At 56.2% G+C, this 17,334-nt stretch carries 17 protein-coding genes; 16 read left to right on the top strand and 1 reads right to left on the bottom strand.

Annotated elements, in window-relative coordinates; all coding sequences use genetic code 11:
• Window positions 1-16: 16 nt before the first annotated feature.
• The 10 genes from minD (at window position 17) to JJB07_RS10305 (ending at window position 7,996) form a co-directional block, all read left to right on the top strand.
• Complete coding sequence (minD, locus tag JJB07_RS10350) at window positions 17-808, top strand: septum site-determining protein MinD (protein ID WP_201634667.1); 792 nt, start codon at window positions 17-19, stop codon at window positions 806-808.
• 126 nt (window positions 809-934) lie between these two features.
• Window positions 935-1,921 carry a M23 family metallopeptidase gene (locus JJB07_RS10345; protein WP_201634664.1) on the top strand — a complete coding sequence of 329 codons (987 nt, stop codon included), beginning with the start codon at window positions 935-937 and terminating at the stop codon, window positions 1,919-1,921.
• Window positions 1,918-2,850, top strand: a complete 933-nt coding sequence (locus JJB07_RS10340; RefSeq protein WP_201634661.1) for a site-2 protease family protein — start codon at window positions 1,918-1,920, stop codon at window positions 2,848-2,850. The genes JJB07_RS10345 and JJB07_RS10340 overlap by 4 nt, the downstream gene beginning before the upstream one ends.
• 34 nt (window positions 2,851-2,884) lie before the next feature.
• Entirely contained in the window at window positions 2,885-4,579 is a 1,695-nt protein-coding gene (locus JJB07_RS10335) for an Rne/Rng family ribonuclease (RefSeq protein WP_201634658.1), read from the top strand.
• 135 nt (window positions 4,580-4,714) lie between these two features.
• Window positions 4,715-5,026 (top strand): 50S ribosomal protein L21, encoded by a 312-nt coding sequence (gene rplU, locus JJB07_RS10330; protein WP_201634655.1) that lies wholly within the window; start codon window positions 4,715-4,717, stop codon window positions 5,024-5,026.
• Between the two features lie 9 nt (window positions 5,027-5,035).
• Window positions 5,036-5,374, top strand: a complete 339-nt coding sequence (locus JJB07_RS10325; RefSeq protein WP_201634652.1) for a ribosomal-processing cysteine protease Prp — start codon at window positions 5,036-5,038, stop codon at window positions 5,372-5,374.
• Between the two features lie 14 nt (window positions 5,375-5,388).
• Window positions 5,389-5,691 carry a 50S ribosomal protein L27 gene (gene rpmA / locus JJB07_RS10320; protein WP_201634649.1) on the top strand — a complete coding sequence of 101 codons (303 nt, stop codon included), beginning with the start codon at window positions 5,389-5,391 and terminating at the stop codon, window positions 5,689-5,691.
• Window positions 5,692-5,754: 63 nt separating this feature from the next.
• Window positions 5,755-6,321, top strand: a complete 567-nt coding sequence (locus tag JJB07_RS10315) for a Spo0B domain-containing protein (RefSeq protein ID WP_201634645.1) — start codon at window positions 5,755-5,757, stop codon at window positions 6,319-6,321.
• Between the two features lie 13 nt (window positions 6,322-6,334).
• Window positions 6,335-7,624 carry a GTPase ObgE gene (obgE, locus tag JJB07_RS10310; RefSeq protein WP_201634642.1) on the top strand — a complete coding sequence of 430 codons (1,290 nt, stop codon included), beginning with the start codon at window positions 6,335-6,337 and terminating at the stop codon, window positions 7,622-7,624.
• A 6-nt stretch (window positions 7,625-7,630) separates the two neighbouring features.
• Window positions 7,631-7,996, top strand: a complete 366-nt coding sequence (locus tag JJB07_RS10305; RefSeq protein WP_201634639.1) for a M67 family metallopeptidase — start codon at window positions 7,631-7,633, stop codon at window positions 7,994-7,996.
• Between the two features lie 89 nt (window positions 7,997-8,085).
• On the opposite strand, the gene JJB07_RS10300 is transcribed toward JJB07_RS10305, so the two are convergent.
• Complete coding sequence (locus JJB07_RS10300; RefSeq protein ID WP_201634635.1) at window positions 8,086-8,880, bottom strand: sulfite exporter TauE/SafE family protein; 795 nt, start codon at window positions 8,878-8,880, stop codon at window positions 8,086-8,088.
• 159 nt (window positions 8,881-9,039) lie between these two features.
• Between JJB07_RS10300 and JJB07_RS10295 the strand changes: the two genes are divergently transcribed.
• From JJB07_RS10295 to JJB07_RS10270, 6 genes are all read left to right on the top strand, one after another.
• Window positions 9,040-10,377, top strand: a complete 1,338-nt coding sequence (locus tag JJB07_RS10295; RefSeq protein ID WP_201634632.1) for an MFS transporter — start codon at window positions 9,040-9,042, stop codon at window positions 10,375-10,377.
• Window positions 10,378-10,575: 198 nt separating this feature from the next.
• Window positions 10,576-11,688: an S-layer homology domain-containing protein gene (locus JJB07_RS10290; RefSeq protein ID WP_201634629.1), complete on the top strand. Its 1,113-nt coding sequence runs from the start codon at window positions 10,576-10,578 to the stop codon at window positions 11,686-11,688.
• A gap of 104 nt (window positions 11,689-11,792) precedes the next feature.
• Entirely contained in the window at window positions 11,793-13,556 is a 1,764-nt protein-coding gene (locus JJB07_RS10285; RefSeq protein WP_201634626.1) for a LodA/GoxA family CTQ-dependent oxidase, read from the top strand.
• Entirely contained in the window at window positions 13,492-14,649 is a 1,158-nt protein-coding gene (locus tag JJB07_RS10280) for an NAD(P)/FAD-dependent oxidoreductase (protein WP_347338338.1), read from the top strand. The genes JJB07_RS10285 and JJB07_RS10280 overlap by 65 nt, the downstream gene beginning before the upstream one ends.
• A 362-nt stretch (window positions 14,650-15,011) precedes the next feature.
• The gene (locus JJB07_RS10275; RefSeq protein ID WP_201634620.1) at window positions 15,012-16,064 is read left to right on the top strand and encodes a GspE/PulE family protein; all 1,053 of its coding nucleotides are present in this window, start codon (window positions 15,012-15,014) and stop codon (window positions 16,062-16,064) included.
• Window positions 16,061-17,323 (top strand): type II secretion system F family protein, encoded by a 1,263-nt coding sequence (locus JJB07_RS10270; protein ID WP_201634618.1) that lies wholly within the window; start codon window positions 16,061-16,063, stop codon window positions 17,321-17,323. Before JJB07_RS10275 ends, JJB07_RS10270 begins: the two co-directional genes overlap by 4 nt.
• Window positions 17,324-17,334 lie beyond the last annotated feature (11 nt).

Below are 17,334 nucleotides of genomic sequence, written 5' to 3'. Positions count from 1 at the left end.
AGGAGGGAATGTACAAGTGGGAGAGGCTATCGTCATCACTTCCGGCAAGGGCGGCGTCGGCAAAACGACCACCAGCGCCAACATTGGCACTGCGCTGGCCCTGACCGGCAAGAAAGTCTGCCTGGTCGATACAGACATCGGGTTGCGCAACTTGGACGTGGTGATGGGACTGGAAAACCGCATCATCTATGATTTGGTCGATGTGGTGACCGAACAGTGCCGTCTGGAACAGGCGCTGATCAAGGACAAACGGTTCGATCATCTGTACCTGCTGCCCGCGTCGCAAACCAAGGACAAATCGGCGCTGACACCGGAAGCGTTCAAGCCGATCGTCGAGAAGCTCAAGCAACAGTTTGACTTCGTGCTTCTCGACTGTCCGGCGGGCATTGAACTTGGGTTCCGACTGGCGATCACCGGCGCTGACCGTGCGATCATCGTCACCAACCCGGAGGCGGCAGCGGTACGCGACGCCGACCGCGTCATCGGATTGCTGGAAGCCGCCAAGATTCACCAACCGAAGCTGATCGTCAACCGCATCCGTCAGCATATGGTCAACGACGGCACGATGCTCGACATCGACGAGATCGTTTCGATCTTGGCCATCGACCTGCTGGGCGTGGTACCGGATGATGAGGGTGTCATCGCCGGCAGCAACAGCGGCGAACCTGTCGCCCTGAACCCGAATGCCAAAGCCGGCATGGCGTATCGCAACATCGCCCGCCGCATTCTCGGCGATTCTGTGCCGCTGATGATCCTCAGCGAGCGCAGCGGGTTTTTCTCGAAAATGAAGAAAATGATCGGTCTCTAAGATTCAATTCCGGTTACGAAAAAGGCGAGCTGTCCGCATCTGCGGACAGCTCGCTTTTTTCATAAACTCGTCCAACCAAACATAGAAATGGAATCAGAAACAGGAGGGACGAGGAGGAACATGATCATGGCAAAGTTTGAATTCTGGAAAAGCAAACGCAAAGAGGAAGAGCCGCCGGAGTCGGAGTCGTGGAACTACGACCGCTTCCAAGCGGACACGACGCGCTCCTCGCTGTTCAGTTCGGAGGAGGAGTGGGATGTCACACGCTCCAATCCCGTATTTACTTCGGCACCTCCGGGCAGTCTCGCCCGCCCGCGCAGCTATGAAGATTTCCTGCGAGCACGCGGCGGCGGCTACGGCTCGAGTGGACAAGGTGGTCGCTACAGCGACTCCGCGTACGGCAGCGGGCGGCGTTTTTATGAAGAGGACGAGGGGTCGTCAGGTCTACCGGTACACCGTTTGATGCAAGTGCTGGGCGCGGTCGCGATGATCGGAATTTTCTATTTCACGTTCCGAAGCGAAGCACCGTCGGCTGTGAACGTACAAGCGTATGTGAAGCAACACCTCACCAACGACACCAACCTCTCCGGACTCACCGCTTGGTGGCAATCAAACGTCAGTGACAAAGCAGCCCTGCCCGCGATGAGCACGCCGTCCGACACCTCGACGACGACCGGTACGGGCACCCCGGCGGCGCAAGAAGCGAAGTTTTCGTTCACCCAACCGGTCCAAGGCGCGAAAGTGAAGACGCCGTACGACGGCAAAGATCAACAGGGCATCTCCTTCACCGCCGCATTGGGAGCGGACGTGCATGCCGCAGCCAAAGGCACTGTGGAGAAAATCGAAAAAGGCGAAGGCGAAGACTATTCCGTGACGATCAACCACGGGGGGACAAACGGCCGCACCATCTACAGCCACTTGGCTTCCGTCAACGTCGCGGCGAACGACACGGTAACGTCCGACCAGAAGATCGGGACGCTTACCAAAAAGGGCACGACGGCCTCGTTCTTTTTTGCCTATCAAAAAGACGGTGCCTACGTCAATCCGTCCGACCTGCTGAACGCGTCGACCGATACCGAGGCACCTAAGCAAACGAAAGCTCCGGGGGCGTGATCGGACCGATGTCCAAGCGCTCGTTTTGGCCGACCGGCATGAAAGTCCGCGTGCATCCCCTGTTCCTGCTCTTGCTCTTGGCGAGCCTCGGGGCGGGGATGATCGTGGAGACCTTGGTGCTGTTCACCATCGTCATCGTTCACGAACTCGGTCACATCTTCGTCGCCACTTCCTACGGGTACAAAATCCGCGAGATGCAGATCTTGCCCTACGGCGGTGTCGCCAAGCTCGAACACGGTGCGATGGGCTGGAATCCGCGGCATGAAGTCGCGATTGCCATCGCCGGACCGCTGAACAACTTGCTGATGATTCTCGTCGCCGTGTTGTTGCATATGGCGGGCTGGTGGTCGGACGGGTTGACGCAGTTTTTTATCAAGGGCAATCTCATGATCGGGTTTTTCAACTTGCTGCCGGCCCTGCCGCTGGACGGAGGCCGCATCTTGCGCGCGGCGACGTCCGGTACGCGGGGCTTTCGGGCGGCGACGGAGGTGTCGATACGCATGTCGTTTGGGATCGCGGTACTCTTGATCCTGTTTGGGCTGCTCTCGCTGTGGGCGGGGTATCTCAACCTCGCGTTCCTCATGCTCGGGTCGTTCCTGCTGTTCTCGGCCTGGGAGTTGCGCAAGACCATGCGAGTCGATGTCATCCGCTTCCTCGATGCCAAGCGACGGGGGAAAAACCGCAAGGCGCAGGAGGTGCGAACGCTTGCGGTACCGGAAGGAATGCAGGTGCGCGAAGTGATCGAGCAGTTCTCCCCGGACGCTTATCACATGATCTATGTTTTGGATGAAGGAAAAAAAGTGCAAACTGTGCTAGAGGAAGAAGATCTGGTGCACTGTGTCTTCGAAGAGAACGGGATGCGCTTGACGCTCCGGCAAGTGCTGGAGAGGTCGAGAAAAGGAAATAACAACCGCTTGTCGAAGATGTGATAGATTCGATAGTGCAGAAAGGGGAAGGTGACAAGTGCGCAAACAGATCTTGGTAAGTCAGGACCGACGGGAATTGCGCGCGGCCATCCTCGAGGACGGTCGCACGGTGGAATACTACACGGAACGACAAGCGACGGCGACCCTGCCGCACGTCGGCAACGTTTACAAAGGGCGCGTCGCGAACATTTTGCCGGGCATGCAGGCGGCGTTTGTGGACATCGGGTCGGAGAAAAACGCATTTCTCTACCTCGACGACGCGCTTCCGCTCTACACCGGCACGCTGAACCCGGACCGCAAACCGCAGATCAGCGAAGTGCTCAAGGAAGGTCAAGAAGTTTTGGTGCAGGTGACCAAGGAACCGGTCGGCACCAAGGGAGCCCGGGTGACGGCGAACATCTCGCTGCCGGGGCGGCACATCGTGCTGATGCCAAACTCTCCCTACGTGGGGGTCTCCCGCCGCATCGAGCAAGAGGCGGAGCGTGAGCGCATCCGTCAAGCGGCCGAGCGCGTGCGCGACCCGGAAGTCGGCGTGATCGTGCGCACGGCGGCGGTCGGCGTGGCAGACAATCTGCTGGAACAAGACTATCACTTCTTGCACGGAACATGGCAGCGGATCAAGCGGCAGGCCAAGGGAGCCAAAGTTCCCGAGCTCGTCTACCGCGATCTCGATCTGTTTTCGCGTTCGGTGCGGGACTTTTTTACCGAAGATGTCGAGGAGCTTTGGATTGACGATCTGGAAGCGTTCGAAGCGGCGCGAGACCTGTTGCGCCACTCTTCTCCGGGATTGTTCGACCGCGTCAAACTCTATAGAGGACGCGAGAATTTGTTCGCTGCCCATCGCATCGATCAAGACTTGGAAAAAGCGCTGAAGCGCAAAGTCTGGTTGAAGTCAGGCGGGTACCTCGTGATCGACCAGACGGAAGCTTTGACGGTGATCGACGTCAACACGGGCAAGTTCGTCGGCACGTCGTCGCTTGAAGAGACGGTGTTCAAGACCAACGTCGAAGCGACCCGTGAGATCACGCGCCAACTGCGCCTGCGCGACATCGGCGGCATCATCATCATCGACTTCATCGACATGCGCGATGCCGGCCACAAAGAACAGATCGTCCAAGAGTTGGAAAAAGCGTTGCGCCGAGACCGCACGCGCTCCCACGTGCTTGGGATGACCCAGTTGGGCCTCATCGAAATGACGCGCAAAAAAGTCAGGCAGTCGCTTGACGAAGTGTTGCACCGTCCTTGCCCGACTTGTGACGGCAAAGGCAAAGTGCTCTCGGAAGAGACGACGGCGGCACGCATCGAGCGCGAATTAGCCGATTATCTGCGCGGCAATGACCATGAAGCTGTGCTAGTTGAGTGTCACCCGGCTGTAGCCGCTCTGCTCATCGGACAAGGCGGGCAGAACTTGCGCGCGATGGAAGAGGAATGGCGCTTAAAAGTTTACATAAAAGGAAAAGACTCGTTGCACCTGGCGGAACACCGCATCTCGTGGGCCGGGACCGTGGAGGAAGTGGAGCTGCGGGCTCTGCCCGTCCAAGTCGGGCAAGTGCTCGCCATCAAGATCGACGAGCCGCACGCGCACAACCCGCGCGACGGCATCGCCCGTCTGGAAGGGTATGTGCTGGACGTCCAGAACGGCGGAAGCTATGTCGGGCGCGAGGTCTTGGTCAAAATCTCGCATGTCAACCGCACGTATGGCAAGGGTGTTGTTCTAGAGGAAAATGTTTGACATCATCCTCCTAGACATGATAAAGTAGCTTAGTAAGCGTCCTGTGTTCACGCACATGTCGTTACCACGTAGCCCGGGTTGGAAACTCTTCGGAGTACCTAGGGATAGTGAGTCTTTTACTGAGGAGGTGCACACATGTACGCAATCGTTCAAACCGGTGGTAAGCAGTACAAAGTGGCAGAAGGTGATGTTCTGTTCATCGAAAAGCTCGAAGCTGAAGATGGCGCAGTAGTTACCCTTGACCACGTCTTGCTCGTTTCGAAGGAAAACGGCGTCGTAGTCGGTTCCCCGACTGTTGCAGGCGCAACCGTTTCCGCGAAAGTCCTGAAGCACGGCAAAGCCAAGAAGATCTTGGTCTTCAAGTACAAGTCCAAGAAGAACTACCGTCGCAAGCAAGGTCATCGCCAACCGTACACCCAAGTACAAATCGAAAAAATCAACGCGTAGTTTCTGCGCATGATTCGATCGATCATCTGGCGGGACAAGCAAGGACGGGTGGGTCGATTCTCACTCCAAGGGCATGCCGATGCGGCTGAGTACGGACAAGACATTGTCTGTGCCGCTGTCTCGATGCTGGTCATCAACACCGTCAACTCCGCAGAGCAACTGCTCGGCGTCGTGTTGGCTACCGATGATACCACAGCACCCGGCGATGTGAAGTGTTCGATTCCAGTCTTGGCTGATCAGACGGCTGACGACAAACTTCAATTGCTTCTCGAAGCAATGGTCTTAGGCCTGCACTCAGTTCGGGATGAATATCCCGACTTCGTGAAGGTCAATATGAAAAATCTGTAGGAGGTGAAACTCCAATGATGAAACTTAACCTTCAACTGTTCGCGTCCAAGAAGGGGGTAGGTTCCTCCAAGAACGGTCGTGACTCCATCTCGAAGCGTCTGGGCGTTAAGCGTGCAGACGGTCAAGTGGTATCCGCAGGTTCGATCCTGGTTCGCCAACGCGGCACCAAGATCTACCCGGGCCTGAACGTAGGCAAGGGCGGCGATGACACCCTGTTTGCAAAAGTTGAGGGCCGTGTTGCTTTCGAGCGCATGGGCCGCGACAAAAAACGTGTCAGCGTATATCCGGTTGTACAAGCTGAAGCTCTCGAAGCGTAAGCTGAGACGACAAGACGGCTCTCTGCGGAGGGCCGTCTTTTTTACATAAGGAGGAGAACGGGCATGAACGGACACCTACGAACTCGCGCGACGGACATTCGCTCGATGATGGAGGATAGCTTAGAAGTTCTGCGCATCTATCGCCATGATCTCATGAATCAGGTGCAATTGCTGCAGGCATACTCTCAGTTAAAAAAATACGACCGGCTGCATGAACCGATCCAATCGTTGGTGCAGGAAGCCGGGCGCCATACGGAATGGTCGTCCATGCCGAGTTCGATGGTGTCCTATGTGGTGCTCTCCCGCGACATCAAGTACCAGATGCTGCAACTGCACGTCTCCTATGATCAACAGGAGGAACCGACGGAAGCGGCAGAATTTTTAGCCGCCCGCTTGTTGTCCAGCCTGCTCGACACCTTGGGCGAACAGTCCAAAACGTTGCTCGAACCATTGGCTTTGGATGTATGGATTGTCTCATTCCGTCAAGGCTATGAGATAAGTTGGTTCGCCGATCTGCCGCATGACTGGGCAGCATGGGCGACTGCGTATGCGGTTGAGGGTGTGGAATTCGTCCAAGAGACGGGCGAAGACGGCACCGAATACCGCGTGCGTTTCCAGTTGCAAGAATAGAGGTGAAGGCACAATGTTTGTAGATACAGCGAGAGTTTACGTCAAAGGTGGCGACGGTGGCAACGGGATCGTGTCGTTCCGCCGTGAGAAGTACATTCCGGAGGGCGGTCCGGCCGGCGGTGACGGCGGCAAGGGCGGCGATATCATCCTCGTCGTCGATGAAGGTCTGCGCACCCTGCTTGACTTCAAGTACAAGCGCCACTTCAAAGCAGAGCGCGGTGAGTACGGCAAGACCTCCAACAAGCACGGAGCGAACGCGGACAGCATGTACATCAAAGTTCCGCCGGGCACCGTCATCACCGATGCAGACTCCTTGGAGTTCCTCGGTGACCTGACCGAGCACGGTCAGAAATTGGTCGTCGCTCGCGGCGGTCGCGGCGGTCGCGGCAACTCGCGTTTCGCTTCGATGAGCAACAAAGCTCCGGAGATCGCGGAAAAAGGCGAACCCGGCCAAGAGCGCAACATCCAGTTGGAGTTGAAAGTGCTGGCAGACGTCGGTCTCGTCGGCTTCCCGTCTGTTGGGAAATCCACGTTGCTCGCTACCGTTTCGGCAGCGAAACCGAAGATTGCAGCGTATCATTTTACGACGATCACCCCGAACTTGGGCGTCGTCGGCGTGCCGGACGGACGCAGTTTTGTCATGGCAGACTTGCCGGGTCTGATCGAGGGCGCATCGGAAGGTCAAGGCTTGGGTCATCAGTTCCTGCGCCACATCGAGCGTACTCGCGTCATCGTTCATGTTCTTGACATGGCGGGGACGGAGGGACGCGATCCGTACGAAGACTTCCTCAAAATCAACGAAGAAGTGCGCCTCTACAACTACCGTCTCGAGGAGCGCCCGATGGTTGTCGTCGCGAACAAAATGGACCTCCCGGAAGCGGAAGAGAACTTGAAGAAGTTTATCGAGCAGACCGAAGGCAAGTACGCGGTCTATCCGGTGTCCGGCGTTACGCATCAAGGTGTCGACGAATTGCTCTATGCGATCGCCGATGCGTTGGAAACGGCGCCTGACTTCACGACCATCGACCTCGAAGAAGTGGAAGAGACCGAAGAGCGCAAAGTCTACCGCCTTGAGGAAGATGAAGACCGTTTCTGGATCACCCGCAACAACGAAGCGTACGTGGTCAACGGCGCTTGGATCGAGAAGCTCTGCAAGATGACCAACTTCGAGCAGTACGATTCGGTCAAGCGCTTCCAACGGATCATGAAGCAAAAAGGGGTCGACTCCGCTCTGCGCAAACAGGGTGCCCAAGAGGGCGACACCATCGAGATCGGGGAATACAGCTTCGACTTCGTGGAGTAAGTTTTCATGTTGCATGTTGTGGATTCTGTCCTGCACCAAACCTTCTCCGACTTGAGTCGGGTGCTCCCGGAAGAGGGAGTCGGGTTGTGGAGCGGACACGGACAGGACGTCAGGACATGGACGTTTTTGCCGAATGCGGCAGAGGCGAGAGAGCGGAGGGTGCGGTTTGCTGTGCATCCACAGGATTGGATCGACGCCTTGCGAGGAGTTTCCGAGCGGGGCGAAGTACCACTCGCTTTGGTACACAGCCATCCGACAGCCCCGGCGGTTCCGTCTGCGTATGACCGCAAGAATTGGTTTACCCCGGAACTTTGGTGTGTGATCGTCTCGTTTGCAGACAGCACACCAAAGTGGAACCTCTACCGTCTCTAATTGAATACACACAGGCATACAAAAGAAAAACAGGACGATCACAATCGTCCTGTTTTTTTCTGTTCTGAATCGAGGTATGCTCAGCGTATCTATTTTGTAATCAGGCGCAGAGCCACCACGATCAGCAACGCAGACAAGATGCGCAAGATCAACTGTGCCGGAAGCTTTGCCGCCACTCGCGCGCCGAGCTGTCCGCCGATGAACGCACCCGGTGCGAGGAACAGCACCAACCACCACTCGATGTCTCCGCGAATCCAATAGGTGGACGTCGAAACGATCGCCGTGAGGAAGATCGTGAACATCGACGTGGCCGTCGCGATGTGCGGGGGGAACAAGAGCAGAAGCGTCATCGTCGGGACCAGCAGGGAACCGCCGCCGATTCCGAGCAGCGAAGCCAAAAATCCTACGAGGAAGGAGATGACGACCCCCAGCCACAAGTTGTACTCATACTCGAATTTCGTGCCGACCGCGTCGACAAACGAGCGACGGACGGTGATGGGCAGTCCCAGTTTCAACGGGTTCTTGGGTTTGAAGACCAGGAAAAGGGCGATGAAGATCAAGAAACAACCGAACCCGACGAAAAATCCTTTGCCGCTCATGTGCTCCGCCGCCAACGCTCCGATGATCGAACCGGGGACGGACGCCGTTGCAAATGAGACGCCCGCTTTGAAGTCGATCCGCTTCTGTCGGCTGTACGCGAGCGTACTGGAAATCGAGTTGAACAGCAACACCGCCATCGAAGTCGCCGTGATGTGCGCCGGTACCAACTCAGGGCGCAAAAAAGCCAGCGCCGGCACAACGATGAAGCCGCCGCCAAGACCGACGATGGAACCGGAAAACCCGGCCACGATGCCGATCAACAACAGAAGGAGTGAATTCATCATGAGTGTAAGAAAGCACCTCCCAGTCTTTGCAGTCGTACCTATGTCGAATCTTCTGAAGTCTGAAAGTATGTACGTTTCCTTCTATTGTACCGCACGCGGTGCGTTTTTCCCATTGCGCGTGTAGACCTTTGTGAGAAATTGAGAGGAGGCTTTTTTCCCATGCGTCCCACAATGCGTCCCAACTGGTTCAGTTCGGCGCTGGAAAGACGGAATTTTGCCGGTTTGACGACCGACGGTGCCTTGTACTTTGTTGCTTTAACCTTCCTCGACGCCACGATCTTAATCCCCTTGTTCCTCCAACACGTCAGCGGTTCCCCTCTGCTCATCGGACTCGCCACCGCGATCCGCCAACTCTGTTTCGTCCTGCCCCAAGTCTTTATCGCCAAGTGGATGCACCGCATTCCACGACTCAGCCGTTTTGTGTTCCGCACCTATTTGATCTGCCGCTTTGGATTCTTGCTCGTCATCGGGATGTTGCTCTACAACTCGCAATCCCCGTGGGTGTTGCTTTGCTTTTTCATCGGGCATACGATGTTCTGCCTCGGAGAAGGACTGATCCAAGTCCCGTGGATGGAACTGACGGGGCGCAGCATACGTCCTCAGAACCACGGCAAACTGTTCGGGATGATGCAGACGTTGGGAGCGGCCGGTTCCTTTGCAGCCGGACTTCTGATCCAACGCGTCGTCTCTCAACCGGACCAATTTCCCTATCCGTTGAACTTCCTGATCGTGTTCTCCACGGCGTTTCTGTTGTTGTTCTGCTCTTCACTGTCCTTTCTATATGTCAAGGAAGTCCCGCGTAGAATGGAGATTCCCTCTGACGGGGAAAAAAAGCGTCCCGAACCTGCGCGTTCGCTTGCGGGGACACTTCGCAAAAACTTGCCGTTCCGACGCTTGATGTCGATTCAGATGTTGTGTGGCTTGCATCAGTTGGCGATGCCGTTTTACATCTTATATGTACAGACGATGCCGGGGATCGGGATGGATGTGATCGGAGAGCTCGTGATCGCGCAGATTGTCGGAGGTCTCGCCGGCGGAGTGCTGTTCGGGACCCTCAGTGAGAAGATCGGCAACCGTGCGACCGTTCGATGGGCGGTGCTGTGCAATGTGCTGGTGCCGGTGTTGATCTTGTTTGCCGGGCAGCAAGAGACGGGGAGCGGGCGGCAAACGTTGGTGCTGACGGCGTTTGGGCTCTTGGGTGTCGTGAGCAGCGGATGGATCGGTTTCACCAATTACCTCCTGGAAATTTCGAACGACCAGACGCGTGGACGGCTGGTGGCGTACCTCAATCTCTGCATGGCTCCGTTATCTGTGTTGCCGATCTTCAGCGGCACGCTGCTGGAAGCGGTGTCGTACGAGACCGTTTTTGTGATCGTGCTGATCCTCTTGCTCGTTGCTTTGTATCTGTCATGGCATCTGCCGCTTACCACCATTCGTCATCGTCGGGGTGAGCGGGCGGTTCGGTCGGATCGGCAAACCAACGCCGCTCCACGGTGACACAAGCGAACAGGACGATCAACACGATCCACCCGAATTGAAGATGAGAAAGCACGTCCCACATGGGTGGCGACACCCCCTTTGTTGTCCTAGTGTTCGTCGAAACAGCGCTTTTTTTGCAAGAATTTGATTGTCATGTGATAAAGTATCCAGCCGTACACTTCACCATGAATCAACCATTCATGGGGAGGGTTTCGATTGGCATCTTACCTGAGAAAAATGGCTTTGATCTTGGCTTCCGGTGCAGTCACCACGACGTTCGTCGGGTTCGCGTCTGCAGGGAATGTGGTGCACGCAGCAGACAATCGTTTGAGCGTACAGATGGTGGAGGACTGTCAGACGGTTGGCGCCGGCGGCGAGATCGGCTATCACATTCTCTATCACAACGTGGAAAACAAAAACAACTCCCAAGTTCAACTGAAAGTCAAAGTGCCGGAAGGACTGGATGTGGACGAAAGCGACGACGGGGGCGCGACGTGGGATGCCTCGACCCGCTTCTTGACGTGGAACTTGAAGGACGTCGAGAACAACGGGGCGCGCGTGACGCACTTTAACTTGAAAGTCAAAGGTGATGTGGCGATCGACACCAACTACGAACTCTCTTGTGTGGTGGAAGAGGACGGCAAGTGGAAAATGGAGACGCCCAAGATCAAATTCAAAACAGGTACGTCCATCGATCAGCCTTTCTTTGTCGGGTACCCGGACGGCAAGTTCCATCCTGACGCTTCGATCACCCGAGCGGAAGCGGCGGCCGTGGTGGCACGGGTCGCAGGTCTTGCAGACGGCACAGCCCTTGCAAAACCGTATGGCGACGTTCCGAGCAACCACTGGGCGGCCAGCTACATCAACAAAGTCAGCCATGCAGGATACATGAGCGGATATGGCGACGGCACGTTCCATCCGGACGCTCCGATCACGCGCGCCGAACTGGTTCGTTTGATGCTGACGATGCGCGGGGTGCAAGAAGCACCGTTTGTGGCGTTTGATGATTCGTCCGATTCTTGGGCGAAGGAGTACATCGGGACAGCCAAAGCTTTGAATTGGTTGGACGGCGATGGCAACGGCAAGTTCCGCCCGAACGACGCAACCGACCGTGAATCGGCGGCGAAACTGTTCGACATCGCCCTGTTCCGCGGCCCGTTGAAAGACGGTACGATTCCCGTCAAACAGCACTTCCCGGATGTCTCACCGAAGAGCTGGTCGTTTGGCTGGGTCGAAGAGGCTTCGACAGTTGCACATGAATCGGTACACCGTGGGCGCGGGATAGAGCAATTGATCCGCTACCTGCCGGAGCAGACGAAACCGATGTAAGGCAAGAGGAGCAGCACCCGGAGTTTGTGCCGGGTGCTTTTTCTATTTACATCCACATAAGGTGGGGAGGGGAATTGAATTCATACATATCGGGGTGAGGGTTGATGGGAGATCAAGAAATCGTAAAGTGTGTGATCTATCCCGGCATTGGGATCGCGCGTGTCGGGAATTCTCCGGACGAATTTTTTATCGGTCCGGAAGTACCGGGAGTGTTTCCCTTTCCAAATGGCGGGTACAAGGACGGACAGGGGCGGATCAAGCGGCAAGTTGCGAAGTTTCGACTTTACGGGCTGAACTGCGCCGGAGAGATCTTGCGCGAAGTGTCGGCGAAGGATGCGGACGTGGATGAGATCGCGTGGACGGTGCATCTCGCGAACAAAAAAGCGGCATGGTATGACTTCGATATCGCGTTGGACATTCCGGAAGCCGCCGATCAGGAGAGCACGAGACGCAATGCCAAGTATGAAGCCCGCGACCAACTGGTGATCGACGGAGGGCCGAGCACGATCAGCGGAACTCAACAAAGACTGCACCTGCCTGCCGGAAACTTCATGGGTGTCGCGGTTGAACTTGGCGAGATTCGCACCGATGACGAGGGGAACTTGCTGGTATTTGGGGGCATGGGGCACTCTGCATCGCCGTTGCAACTACCCTGTACGACGTTTGCCAACAACGAGTATTGGTATGACGATACGTCGGACGGTTCTGTCAGCGCACAGGTTGTGATCAACGGGCAACCAGTAGACGTGGAACCCGCTTGGGTCGTCGTGGCACCGCCCGACTTTGCGCCGGGAGTTCTGGGCGTGGTCACGCTGTACGATGTGATGTTTCAGACGGCACTGGAACTCGACCCGAGCCTTGCGCCGACGAACGTGTCGTTTACGGAGCAAATCTACCCGATCTTCGAGCGATTCGTACAAACGCAATGGGTGAATGAAGGGTTTTACTTGGAATGGGGCTTTGCGTCGCCAAACGATTTACTTGCACCGGAGAACTTATGCCGCTTGGCGGATAACAGCGTAGATGAGCGACCGTTCCGGGAGCAGATCTTCAAGCAATTCCGCAACCCTCACGCGCAGACGATGCGCTATGACGCACTGCCGCCGATGTACGGAGATTCGATGTCGATTCCGGCAAACACCGTGAATGCATGGTTGTCTGTGACAGCGGTGCAATACGAATGGTTGGAGCGCTGGATGAAAGGCGAATTCGAGTCCGACTGGGATCCGGATCGACCACTGGGTCCTCAGACGTTGGAGGAATTGCCGGTGGAGTTTCGTCCGCAAGCGCTGGATCGGGCGGCACTGGAATCATGTTTGGGTGGGGCGTTCCATCCGGGTTGTGAGATGACGTGGCCGATGCGTCATGCGTCGATGTACAGCGCGCCGTTCCGGATCATGCACCGTCCGTCGGATCTGCCGGAGCCTGATTATGGGGATGTGCTGACACAGCAGATCGTGTTGAGTCCGACGGGGCCGTTGAACGGGGGCAGTCGTCCGGGAGATCTCAACCGTTGGATGGCAGTGCCGTGGCAAGCGGACACGTCGAGCTGTCGTTCCGGGTATGAGCCGGCGATCAACCCGTATTTGCCGACATTCTGGCCGGCACGGGTGCCCAATCATGTGTTGGCGAAGAGTTCCTATGAGCAGGTGATGAATCCAACGTTGAACGTGGGGCAGCGTCTGAAATATTTCAACCTGCGCCATGATTGGTTGCAAGACTTCCCGAACGGTCAGAAAGGGATCAATTCCTTTGTTCAGAATTGGAGCAAGATCGGCATCATCGTCGCCCAACCGGGGCCTGATGAGGCCGGCGTGTTCCCGCCGGTCGTGCATGTGGAACTCGGAAACTCGCTGGATGAGGAGTGAGATTCACACGCAAGTCTGCGTGCTGGGGGGAGGTCCCGCCGGGGCGTCAGTGGCATGTTTGCTTTCCAAGGCAGGGGTAAGGAACGTGCTGGTGGATGACGGTGCAGGCCGTGCAGTTTTGTGGAAAGTGGGAGAAGGTCTGCCTCCCTCCTCTCGTCGGGTGTTGCAGATGCTTGGTGTCTGGGAGGAGTTCCTGTCAGATGGACATCTCGCGAGTTTTGGCAATCGCTCGATTTGGGGCAGTTCTGTGGCGGTGGAGCATGACTTTTTGCTCGATCCGCACGGCAATGGCTGGCACTTGGATCGGGTGAAGTTTGATCACATGATGCGCACGGCGGCTTGCGAGGCAGGAAGTCTGTGCTTGTCAGGAAGTCGTGTGAAGACTTTTCAAAAAAACGAATCCACGTGGCAGTTGGAAACAGACACGGACTCAATCCGTGCAGATGTGGTCGTGGATGCGACTGGACGAACAGCATGGTGGGCACGGCAGATGGGTGTAGAACGGGCGGCACAAGATCAGTTGGTGGGGATTGCAACGGTGGTGGAATCGGAGGAAGCGAACGCGGATCGAGATTCTTTTACCGAGATTGAAGCGGTGGAAAACGGCTGGTGGTACACGGCGCAAGTTCCGGGTGGGAAGCGAGTGGTGGCATTTCTAAGCGACGGGGATTTGCCGCAGACCAAGGCGGCGCGTGAGGCGGATGTGTGGAGGTCGGGGCTGGCGCGGACGACGCGAATCGGCAAACTCATTCAGAGGTACAGCTATCAACTCACCGAAGCTCCGCGTATCTTCATCGCGAACTCCTCCCATTTGCAACAGGTGCAGGGGGCGGGGTGGCTTGCGGTCGGCGATGCAGCGGCGGCCTACGACCCGCTGTCCTCGCAAGGCATCCTCATGGCGATTGGCACCGCCATTGAAGCATCTCACGCGATTCAAGAGGGAACTCCGGCATCGTTTGCGGCCTACGAAGAGTTTGTACACCGCACCTACCGCCACTACTTGGACGCACGCAGCCATTTTTACGCGATGGAACAACGTTGGCGTACACATTCGTTTTGGGCGCGGCGGATTCCTGCTGAGGGTAAGGGGTAAAAAATAATTTTTTCTCGGAAGTCCTGCGCATCGTGCGTGGGATTTCCTTTTTTCTGGATTAAATGACGCGGCCGGTGGGGGCGAAAACAGCGTATTTTGCAACGACCGATACTTTTTTCTGAGCATGATTTTTTTAATTGATTTAATTTCTCGAATGAAGAATTTGTCTGCACTATAATGATAAAAATAGGCGACCGCGTCACGTGAGGTGTTCTCTCCGCTACCGAAAATCCACTTGTTAAACGGAATAAGAGAAAGGGTTGAATGAAATTTGTCACTTTACTTACTCTCGAAAAGCTGTTACATTCCGTATCAAGATGTAAAACTCAAAATTGATACAGGGAAAAAGGAGCACAAACAACATGAAAGTAGCAGACAACGGAATGATCGACCCCATCGAGGGTTTGATTCGCCATGCGTATCAAAGCGGAGTGAGCGACATCCATATCGAACCGGGGGACGAGCGTCAGTACGCCATTCGAGTGCGGGTGAACGGAGGATTGCAGAGCTGGGAATCGGGTGAAGGAACGTTGGAACAGACGGTGTCGCGCGTCAAACTGATGGCACGTATGGACATTGCAGAACGACGTTTGCCGCAGGATGGGAGTTTCCGTTTGGGTTTGGGCGGAGAGGAATCTGTGGATGTACGCGTCTCGTCGTTGCCGACCGTTCATGGAGAAAAATTAGCCTTGCGCTTGTTGCCGAACCACGCCCGACACGAGTTGGGCGAATTGGGCTTCGACTTGAAACAATTGCGCTTGTTCCGGTCCTGGGTTGAGGCCAAGCACGGGTTGGTGCTGGTCACGGGGCCGACCGGTTCCGGAAAAACGACAACGCTCTACGCGACGCTTCTGCATCTGCAACATGCAGGTGTGAATATCTCGACGTTGGAGAATCCGGTGGAAGTGAAGTTGCCGGGGATCAACCAAGTGGAGATTCAGCCGCGTATGGGGTTGACGTTCGGCACGGCGTTGCGTTCGATTTTGCGGCAAGACCCAGATGTGCTCATGGTCGGAGAAGTCCGCGATGGGGAGACAGCGGAAGCGGCGTCTAGAGCGGCATTGACGGGGCATATGGTCATGACGTCCTTGCATAGCGAGAGTGCCGTGGGAGCCCTCTTGCGATTGATCGACCTCGGGGTCCCGTCGCAAGTAGTGGCTACTTCGGTGCGCGGGGTCGTTGGGCAACGGTTGGTCGAGACGGAGCAGGGAAGACGGGCGGTGTTTGAGTGCTTGCCGATGAGTGAGTCAATCCGTCAAGGGCTGTACCACCGAGCGGACGTGCATGAATTAACGTTGCGAGCAAGACGAGACGGGTGCCGACTCTTGCCCGATATCCTCAGCGAATGGCTGGACCACGGCTTGATCGACGATCAAACGTACGACCGCCATCTCGATCAGCGGGGACTCCGATGACGCGCAAACCACATGATGCTTCCGCCTGGCTGAAACAGGCGGAGCGTCTCCTCCGCAAAAAAATAGACCTCTTGCGCATTCGAGCACCCGCAGAAAGTAAGCGGACCCACGCCAGAAATCCAGTGAAAAACTTCTTCGTGCGATTAATTCCCCTGTTGCAAAAAACGATGCGTGCTTGCCTGCAAATGTTGCAACGCAACCGCAGGCTTGTCTCTTTAGCAAAACGGGTGCAAGGGAAGGTCAAGTCTCTGCGGCAGATGATCAAGGAACGCCATGATCGACTCCCGGAAGCGGCTTGGGGCAGATTTTCTGAGGAGTTGGCAAGGCTGTTGGAGGGAGGCGTGCCTTTGTTGGAGGCGCTTGCTTTTTTATCCAATCGGGGAAGGCAACGTCAACGCGACCTCTCGATGAAGCTGAGTCGGGATTTGCGGGAAGGGCAAACCCTGTCGGAGTCTATGCGTTTGGCTCAAGCTCCGTTGCTCGTCCTTGCTTTGGTACAAGCAGGCGAACACAATGGTGATTTGCCCGGCAATCTCACACGTGCGGCTGCATCTTGCGCTCAGCGAGAGGCATGGCGACGCGAACGACAACAAGCGATGGCGTACCCTGCAGTTCTCGGCGTGTTGCTTTTCTGTCTCATCGCTTTTTTGTTCGAAGTCGTCGTCCCCAGATTCGCGGATTTGTACGTGGGCATGGGGATTCCACTCGGTGGCGCCACACAGTTGATGTTCGCGCTGGCGAGACACGATTTCCTCGTTCTCTGCGCGGTGTTCCTCATCGCCTGCCTGACTTTCTTGACCCTTCGGCATGTTCAGGAACGCTTGCCGTTTTTGCGTCAGTACCACCTTCTCGACCGAACGCACCAATGGACCGTCACCCTCGGTGTGCTCATCGAGGGCGGACTGCCACTCCTTCAAGCACTTGAGATTCAATCCAACCTCGCGCTTCCTCCACTTTCCCTTTCCATCTCCCAACGAACACGCACCGCCATTCTCCAAGGACTCCCCCTCAGCACCGCACTTCTTCACGAACCCTTAGACGACACCTTGATTCTCTCCGTTCAAGTCGCAGAAGCAACCGGTGATCTCGGACGAGCTCTGCTGAATACAGGAGTAGCCCTTGCGACCCGCCGCAAGCAGCACATGGACCTGATGCTCAAACTGTTCGAACCGGTACTGTTGCTGATCGTAGGGGGAGTAGTGGGGCTCGTCGCTCTGTTCTTGTTCTGGCCCATGCTGGACTTGTTGCAATCCATCTGATTCAAGAGAGG

This window comes from Tumebacillus amylolyticus (assembly GCF_016722965.1).
GTDB lineage: Bacteria > Bacillota > Bacilli > Tumebacillales > Tumebacillaceae > Tumebacillus > Tumebacillus amylolyticus.
This window is presented reverse-complemented; position numbering and strand designations above follow the sequence as displayed.